Annotated in this window: 9 protein-coding genes and 1 pseudogene; all 10 read right to left on the bottom strand. The window is 50.5% G+C overall.

Features of this window, described 5'->3' with window-relative positions:
- A pseudogene (locus EDM54_RS24390) lies at window positions 1–1,050 on the bottom strand (hypothetical protein); the annotation flags it as partial.
- A gap of 55 nt (window positions 1,051–1,105) precedes the next feature.
- Window positions 1,106–1,378: a hypothetical protein gene (locus EDM54_RS27445; RefSeq protein WP_122958994.1), complete on the bottom strand. Its 273-nt coding sequence runs from the start codon at window positions 1,376–1,378 to the stop codon at window positions 1,106–1,108.
- Window positions 1,379–1,696 (bottom strand): hypothetical protein, encoded by a 318-nt coding sequence (locus EDM54_RS24380; protein ID WP_122958993.1) that lies wholly within the window; start codon window positions 1,694–1,696, stop codon window positions 1,379–1,381.
- Window positions 1,696–2,268 (bottom strand): DUF2313 domain-containing protein, encoded by a 573-nt coding sequence (locus EDM54_RS24375; RefSeq protein ID WP_122958992.1) that lies wholly within the window; start codon window positions 2,266–2,268, stop codon window positions 1,696–1,698. The genes EDM54_RS24380 and EDM54_RS24375 overlap by 1 nt, the downstream gene beginning before the upstream one ends.
- Window positions 2,265–3,080, bottom strand: a complete 816-nt coding sequence (locus EDM54_RS24370) for a baseplate J/gp47 family protein (protein WP_122958991.1) — start codon at window positions 3,078–3,080, stop codon at window positions 2,265–2,267. The genes EDM54_RS24375 and EDM54_RS24370 overlap by 4 nt, the downstream gene beginning before the upstream one ends.
- Window positions 3,068–3,502 carry a DUF2634 domain-containing protein gene (locus tag EDM54_RS24365; RefSeq protein ID WP_122958990.1) on the bottom strand — a complete coding sequence of 145 codons (435 nt, stop codon included), beginning with the start codon at window positions 3,500–3,502 and terminating at the stop codon, window positions 3,068–3,070. Before EDM54_RS24365 ends, EDM54_RS24370 begins: the two co-directional genes overlap by 13 nt.
- Window positions 3,503–3,751 carry a hypothetical protein gene (locus EDM54_RS24360; RefSeq protein ID WP_122958989.1) on the bottom strand — a complete coding sequence of 83 codons (249 nt, stop codon included), beginning with the start codon at window positions 3,749–3,751 and terminating at the stop codon, window positions 3,503–3,505.
- A gap of 3 nt (window positions 3,752–3,754) precedes the next feature.
- Window positions 3,755–4,708, bottom strand: coding sequence for an XkdQ/YqbQ family protein (locus tag EDM54_RS24355; RefSeq protein ID WP_122958988.1), 954 nt, complete (start codon window positions 4,706–4,708; stop codon window positions 3,755–3,757).
- Between the two features lie 12 nt (window positions 4,709–4,720).
- The gene (locus tag EDM54_RS24350; protein ID WP_003385942.1) at window positions 4,721–5,314 is read right to left on the bottom strand and encodes a hypothetical protein; all 594 of its coding nucleotides are present in this window, start codon (window positions 5,312–5,314) and stop codon (window positions 4,721–4,723) included.
- Window positions 5,311–7,824, bottom strand: a complete 2,514-nt coding sequence (locus tag EDM54_RS24345) for a glycine zipper domain-containing protein (RefSeq protein ID WP_122958987.1) — start codon at window positions 7,822–7,824, stop codon at window positions 5,311–5,313. The genes EDM54_RS24350 and EDM54_RS24345 overlap by 4 nt, the downstream gene beginning before the upstream one ends.
- Window positions 7,825–7,829 lie beyond the last annotated feature (5 nt).

Raw genomic sequence — 7,829 nt, 5'->3', positions numbered from 1 at the left:
GGCTGCCCACCAGAGTTTTGTGCTGTCCGGGGTGATTGCGATAGATACGCTATTAATAGCTGTTTGATCACTATCTAATATCATCTCTGTTTCCAATATTGCATTTGTTTCCGGATCATATTTTTGGAGGTAGATAGTGGGACCTGTCGTTCTACAAAACAGCAAATACACGAATTTTCCATTGGTTACCATAGAATTCAACGAAGAAAATGAACCCGTTGTCCACCCTCTACCTGCTCCATACGTCCAGGTTTTCCCGTTGTCTCTGGATACATATAAAAGACTATAGGATACGCCACCACTGCTCACACCATTATCGATTACACACCCAACCAACCAGCCATTATTCAAACGAACAGGCGGTGACATACGCGAAACGAGGTATGCCGAAGAAACAACGTTGACCGGCAAGCCCTGTACCTTGTCCAGATACCCATTGAAAACAGTCTGCCCGCCTTGCGAATCCCGGACAGTAACCGTGAAAGAGTTACGGTCTTTCGTGTAGTCCGCTTTCAGGAACGTGTAATCGACGGGTGTATTTCTGGTAATCGGTGTCCAGTTTCTCTTGATTACGCCGTTCAGCTTGATCTGGTACTCCAGTGTGTCAGCCGGATCGGCGTCATCTGCGGTCAGCCGGATCGTGAAGTCGTTGTTGCCTGTGTAGATCGTTTGACCTTCCGATAATGTTTGATTGTTGGCAGGGGACGTCAGGGACAGTGTCGGTGGATTATTTAATAACTCTCGATACAAGTGAAAGTATTGCTTAGCTCCACCACCTATTGCTGGAGTAATCGTATTGGGGGTTTTATACCGCCCAGTCTTATTGATATTCTCTATGCTCAGTTGCTTACTCGAATCCTCTCCATTGAATACAACTTTATATCTGTATTTCGTGTAATCAATGGCTACGCCGAAGAATCCTCCGTAGTAAAAATTGTCCTGTGTGTCCCTTGAAGAGGCATAAATATCGCTTTCACCTGCATCTACTTGAAGATATAGACTCGCGCTTTTAGCAGATTCGAAGGATATAGTTTTATATAAGCTATACACGCATCACACGCTCCCTTCCGCAAATGGCCGTTATTGGCAGGTTTCCTCATTTTGCCTACACCTCCAAGCGGCTGGCCGCTTCGTTGTAATAGCCACGAATCACTCGGATTGAATTGACCGTCGAAAGATCGTCATCGAATTTGTTATACAGAAAGTTTTCTGGCAGGATCGATTCCAGTGTAGTCATACGAATTCGCAAATTCGAAACGTCTACTGAGAGCTGTTCTATACTTATGTGAGCGTCCACAATGCCCTTCTCCCAACGGTTGATATCGTGCTCTGTAACCGGATCATTGTAATTCCAGTCTGTTTTCGCTTGATAGGGCATCTACTGTCCTCCTCCTTTCACCTGTACAACGAATGTAAGGGAAAAAAACTGCGCTCCGCTGGCTGTTATCTGTGTAACTTTTTCCGATACGATTACACCGTCCGATGTCAGCAGCTTCAAGTTCCCAATTACCGGCACAGAGTCTACATGCTGAGCTTGCACCTGCAGGGCGATCGCATTTTGAAAACCAACAATGGGATGGGACGAGATAGCTGCGCTTTTTACTGGCACAGACACCGTATCGTTAATCAAGATGCTGCCGCCGTTTATGCGCGACAACAGGTCGTTTCTGGCAAGCGCAAGATAGTCTTTATGCATCAGACGAGCACCTCCTCGTAACGCTTGATCGGCGTCATGCCGACTCGAAACTCAGATACGGCATGGTATTCCTTGATGCCGACAACTACGTTATCCACGAAGGTCAGTGTTTCGCCGCTAACTGGCTCAAAAGAGACGCCATTGCAATGAACCGGACGAATTTTTTCCACTGACTGGACGGCGTGCCGGGTATCAAACTGGTCCTCGATCAGATAGACGTAATGGATGACCTTCCCCAGAAAATCCTCCGTCATTTGGACGTTTTTCAGCGTGGAAGCACTGTAACCAATGGCCCGCAGCACACTGGGGGTAAATCCGAGATATGCCCAGTGTTTTTGCTGGATGTTCTTGCGTCGCTCCTCGGTGCTCAGGGACTGTTTTCTGCCGAAATAGATCCAGTCCCAAATGTCCAGCCCCCAAGTTGCTGACCACGGGCTGAACTGCCGCAGTACGTCCTCGCGCTGCGCACTGAAGGCGTCGACCGCTGCCGCGGTGCCTTCGAAGTGGTATTCCGCAACCTCGTTCCCGTACCAGTAGGGCGGCATCATCCGCCTGTATCGTTCTGGAATCATGTTGTCACCGCCAAGTTGAGGGAAGCGATAGCATCCAGCGGTACGGTAAGGTTGGCTTCCCCGTCGTTCAAAGTGTAATCAGTGAAGTCTTCTACGCCGTCAACGAAGAAGAGCGCCCCGATCTGCTGGTAAACGATCTGGGAACGCCCTTTCAAGTAGGTCTTGATTTGGTTGGCGATCAGCTCCTGTACCTTATCCAACTCGGCGTCATGACGCAGCACGATCCGCGCAGATACGTTGACAGGGAAAACTTTGGCCGGAAATACCTGCAGGTCGTGCAGAGCGCGCCGTTTGTCTTCCATCTTGTCACGGACCTGCTTCGCCAATTCTGTTGTGGCTGGCTGGCCGTTTAGGTCCGTAATGTAGACGTCGATGGACAGGTCGTTCCTTGCTTTCTCAATCGCCACAGCCCCGCCCACACCTTCCACGTTCCGAGCCCAGCGCTCGTAATCCTGACGACGCCCGTCTCCTTCCTCTGAACGAGCTCGATCAATAAGGCGCTGCCGATAATGCTCGTCTTCCTCCCCTGCACTTCGGGGAAGACCAAAAAATACCCCGCAAGCGTCCAAGTATTCGCCGTCAGCCCAGGGCAAAAAGTGCTGTAGAAAGCCATATTCAAGTAGCTGCTGTTGTTCACTGATTTCTACGGCCAAGGGGTATTCAAAGTCGTAAAATATTTCCCCTTCTTCTGTCGCTGGTGGCGTTTCCCCGCGCTGGTGAGCCAGTTCGTACATCCTGTTCACAATACGCTGATAGATTTGATCCGGTGTCTCTCGTAAAATCGGCATTACTGGTTTGTCTATCGTCGCCATGCGCTCACCTCCGTTCTGGTTGTGCCTCGTACGCCCTCAATTTCAAGCGAGAAAATAACCCGATTGTCTTCAAAACGAATGTCGGTAACCTCGGCCCGTTCAATCTCACTGTGAGCCTCCAGCGCTTCTTCCGCTTGTGTTTTGATAATCGGAAGCGACATACCGGACCTCATCCGCCCAATTTCGTACAAGAAATCTACTCCGTAGCGTTCGGAGTAAATCTCATAACGGAATCGGCGTGTGTTGAGTATCTTCTTTGCTGCTTCCTCCAGGTATTCAGCGTACGTCTTTGTTCGCAAATACCTGCCGTCAGGCCCCTGCCGTAGCTGCTTTGTTTGCCAGTCAAACTTGTATGTCCAGGGGATTGGGTTATCTGGTGACTGCACCAGCCGCGATTCGTCTCCACTCAGCTCAGGAAACATCTATCCCACCACCCCGAGAAGAAGATACTGGCCGTTTGTACAGCGAATGACGGCCACTTTCTTTCCCACGTCTTCCGGGAACCAGCCGGTGGGATTCAGCCTCACCAGCTCATTTTCTTCAAGCGGTGCTGGATCCTCGTCCAGTTTTACTGACAGGGGAGACAGCGAAAGAAGGTTACCGAGTTCCACTTTTGTATCTGTCAGCCCATCACGGGCACCTTTAAATAATTTCTGTAATGCTGCCTGCATAGGCTACCCCCTCCTTTCCATTTGCAAATCCATTGTGTATTGACCGCCCTTCCAGCTGCAACGCACGCTGGTGACGATCCAGTCTGTTATCGTCTTGTTGTCCTTCTCCATAATCTTCACCAGCCAGCCTGCGCGGAGCCGAGCTGCCTGATTGTCTTCGTGCTTGACGGTTATTGATCTGGTCTTGGGTATTTTCGACAGGTTCGCCAGCTGTTTTGAAGCGAGAGCATCCAGTCCCTTTTCTTCACCGGCATCGATCACCTTTTTCATTCGTCCGATCTGCTTGATCAGGTTGGCGTTTTCCTTCGTCACGCTGGCAGCTACTTTGTCATCTTTGTACCGTTCCGCTGTAACGACAGTGTACACTTCCTCGATCGACTCGCCCGTTGAGCTGCTTTCGAGCAAGCTTGCCGCGAACATTGGGACTACGCTGTTCCCGCCTTCTGGGAGAACGGTCAGCTTGTCTCGTTCATGTTGGACGAAATACCTCTTGCCCGTCTTGTCATAAGCCTGCTCTGTCAAAGTCGTGAATAAGGAAGCAAAGGATTGGGAAGCAAGCCGGTCCTTTACTTCAAAGCCAAAGGCCGGACAGCTGAAGTTGATTCCCGTTGCCCGGATAAGTCGCTCCAATTCCTTCCCGGCGTCGCCATTCAGTTTAATCCGTGATGTTTCGTTCTTTTGCAAGTACCAACTCAGCTCGTACGCCGTTGCCGATGTATCTCCACTCTTATCGTCACGCTCAAAACGGACGATTGGCCCGTGGAAAAACTGCTGCGACTCTTTGAGCAGATCACCGGAGAAGAGCATCAAAAAACCCGCCGACTCGATAGGCGGGGCACTCAGGACTTGGATATCACAGTTTTGGGCGATCTGTCCGCGAGAGGAGGACCAGGATAATTCCTTCGTCACAGGCGTTAGATCACTGCGAGTTGACTCCTTGCCATAAATGACTTTCATGGAACCACCTCACTACGTCCCGATAGCCCGGTTCAGACTGGCTAGTTTTCGGTCAATCCTGTCACGTTGGATTTGCTGCATCGCAGGATCAATCAAGGACTGGTTACCGGTTTTCTTTTTTGCCGATTTACCTGTCGTATTGGGTCGGGCCTTCTGCTGCTTGGCTATCACTTTTTCGGGGCTTAGAAGTTGAGTTTGATTGCTCCATGTTACAAATTCACCTTTAACGAACAAGGGGAACTCAATCGATCCATGGTAGTCTACATTCTTTCCTGAAAACCTGCCATCACACTGGCCGACTATGACATTCCAGGCAAGATTGAGCTCGTCTATAGTAATCAGTACCTCTGTCCCGGTCAGCCTATCCAGACCGTCCAGCCACACGCGCGGTCCTTGATATCCTTCCACCTCAATAAAGTCTGCTTCAAGGTTTCCGGGCAAAAAGAACTCGAAAGAGATTGATTTCGGGCGCCGCCCTGAAATCCGGTTATGTGTCAGTAGATCAATGGTTGTCGTACTTTCCGTATCGTTCCCATACCCGTTTAGCTGGATTTCCCCTGGGGTTACCGGGAACGTGAGTCTGTACTTGCCCTGTAAACGGATCATGTAGCGACACCTCCCCGGGTTTCCAGTGCATCTATAAGCGCTTTCTCAATGAGGTCCTTAATTTTCTGTCCGACAGACGGATCACTCAGCATCTTCAACATAGTCGGTATATCCTGAAGTACGCCTTGAGCGTGGAGTGGAATGGTCACTTGGGGTATGGTGACTGAAACGACTTTTGGTTTCTCCGTTACCTTCCCTCCAACCGGCGATACAGGCGGTATCGGCGGCCCCATGACAGGCGGGGTCGGCCTTAACTGATTCACTTCTTCTCTGGAAATTTTCATCATCCCTCGGGGATGCGGTGGAGTCTCCGGTGGTGTTGACGGTGCATCATTCCACCAAGACATCACTTTATCAAAGAGTGCTCCCCCGCCAAAAGCTCCGGCGATACCGCCCACAATTCCACCAATTGCTGTTCCGATTCCGGGGACAACTGAGCCAATGGCCGCTCCCGCTGCAGCACCTCCCCAACCACCAAGAGCTTCCGCTCCTACTTTGCCGGCAGCTTCGAGCTTGTCCTCAGCTGTCAGGATTTCACTGGCGCCAACAGCCATACCGATGATCGGCAATCTTTTTACAAGCCCACCCCCCAGAGACTTCACACCTTCCCAAGCACTTTTCAGGCCCGATGCTACAATGTCCCCTTTTGGTAGCGTCCCTCCCAATCCTTTGAGCGTATCCAGCCATCCCGTCTTTTTGGGAGGTTCCACGGTAGGTTTGGTTTTCCCAAACGCCATGTCCGCTGCTTCCTGGGGTGTGAGCCACGTGCGTTTTGGCGGTTCTTCCGGCTTGCCGCCCCAACTTAGCGGATTCCACCACCTGCGTTTACCGCCGCGCCCGCCTTTCCCAGACTTACCGCTCTTGTCTGGGCCTCCTGGGAGGTCAACGTCTGGCATGCCCCCTCCCAAGCGGTTTCTTATGCGGTCACCCATTCCTAGAAACAAACCCTTTGCGGCTTCTTTAGCTGCCCTTGCAAGTATCCACAGAGCCCCAGCTGCACCACCAATCATACCCACAAAAGCCAAAGATGCAGCTCCTGTAGGCATTCCGTCAAACCATTCCCTTAATTTCTTCAATCCTTCAGCCGTTGATTTAATGTAGGGAGCAAAGTCTTGCGCAAGAACCATTCCCAAACTTGTTAATTCATTCGATAGCAAAGTCTTTGCCTCGATGAATCCCCTTAATGGATCGTTTTCCACGTAAGTATTGTAGGACCGATCCAACGTGCCCCGATAGTTGAACTGACTTGCATCAGCCATTCCGATCCGGCCAGCAGCTTGTAGTAAAGGAGCAAATGCTTTGGCAATATCTTCACCGGGACCGGCGCCCAATTCATTCAACAACTCCTGCCTTACCTTTTGATCCTGTATTCCTCCAAACGTCTGCATCAATGCTGCCACGGCAAACTGATTCTCTGCAGCGCTGTCAGAATTAATAGCGACTGCAATCCTTTTGGATTCTTGTTCTGCCATTTTCTGAGCAGATTCCGAATTCATCCCCTGGGCCTCATACGCCGTTTTCAGTACATTTACCATATCGCCCTGATTGTTTAGCTTGATTGTTGCTTCCTTCAATGCGTCGAATCCCTTATCGATTGACCAAAGATCATTCATTTCTTTGGTGAGAGCAGCAAGCTTTTCCGGTGTATCAAGAAATTTGGTGACCTGGGTCGAGTATTCCACGATGGAGTCTAGTGCTTCGCCCCGAATGTCCGTTGTGGTGTTGGCAATCTCTGCAAGAGTGTCGCCGAATCTCCCAACATCGGTAATATCTTTCCACGCCTGCTGCATGGCGAACATCGTTCTTTGGTATTCCTCAACTCCGCCGAGGTTCGGGCGAATCGCGTTGAGTTGAAGTGCCTGCTTAGTGATCTCTGCGCCATTCTCGCTGTCAAAGCGTGTGGCTTGTGTCATCAAGTCTTTGATGTATGTGCGATCCACGTTCGGGTTGATCATTGACAGATCTTGAGCTTGTCTCTGGAACTGAAGCAACTCTTCGGGTGTATCCCCAAGCAACGCACGCCTCGCGTTAGCTTGTGTCTCCAGGGTTAGCTGATCGATGTATCCTGCACCTACGTATGCTGCCATTCCCCCGGCAATTCCACCTGCTGCAAAGTCCGTTCCACCACCTGCCCGCGCCGCTTCAATCTGCACCTTTGCCTTTGCACCGTCCAACGCTTTTACTTCCTGCCTGATCGCTGCGATCTCGCGACGGGCTTGATCATCTACGCTCACCTTCGGATGGGCGCGAGTAGAGTCCAAGATACCCAATTGACGTCTTAGGTCCTGAATTTCTCGTTGCATCTTATCCACTTCTCGATTAAAACCACGCGCGCTTTGCTCTGCAGCCTGCTTCATTTTACGCATTTCCTTGATCATCTCTTGGGTTGCATCATCCAGCCCAAGCATTTCTTTTGCTGCTTTTCGCGTAGTTTTCACAACATCTTCGATTTCAGGAGACAATCCGTTTTTTGCTTGCAAATACGCGGTGATTCCTACAACATTGCCCACTTAAA

The organism is Brevibacillus borstelensis (assembly GCF_003710865.1).
GTDB classification, from domain to species: domain Bacteria; phylum Bacillota; class Bacilli; order Brevibacillales; family Brevibacillaceae; genus Brevibacillus; species Brevibacillus borstelensis.
The sequence above is the reverse complement of the archived record's forward strand: the minus strand, read 5'-3'. Positions and strand labels throughout refer to the sequence as shown.

Coding starts and splice junctions, on each gene's coding strand:
- EDM54_RS24380 (WP_122958993.1), bottom strand. CDS start 1,696: ATGCATAAAGACTATCTTGCGCTTGCCAGAAACGACCTGTTGTCGCGC.
- EDM54_RS24365 (WP_122958990.1), bottom strand. CDS start 3,502: ATGTTTCCTGAGCTGAGTGGAGACGAATCGCGGCTGGTGCAGTCACCA.
- EDM54_RS24355 (WP_122958988.1), bottom strand. CDS start 4,708: ATGAAAGTCATTTATGGCAAGGAGTCAACTCGCAGTGATCTAACGCCT.
- EDM54_RS24360 (WP_122958989.1), bottom strand. CDS start 3,751: ATGCAGGCAGCATTACAGAAATTATTTAAAGGTGCCCGTGATGGGCTG.
- EDM54_RS24375 (WP_122958992.1), bottom strand. CDS start 2,268: ATGATTCCAGAACGATACAGGCGGATGATGCCGCCCTACTGGTACGGG.
- EDM54_RS24350 (WP_003385942.1), bottom strand. CDS start 5,314: ATGATCCGTTTACAGGGCAAGTACAGACTCACGTTCCCGGTAACCCCA.
- EDM54_RS24370 (WP_122958991.1), bottom strand. CDS start 3,080: ATGGCGACGATAGACAAACCAGTAATGCCGATTTTACGAGAGACACCG.
- EDM54_RS27445 (WP_122958994.1), bottom strand. CDS start 1,378: ATGCCCTATCAAGCGAAAACAGACTGGAATTACAATGATCCGGTTACA.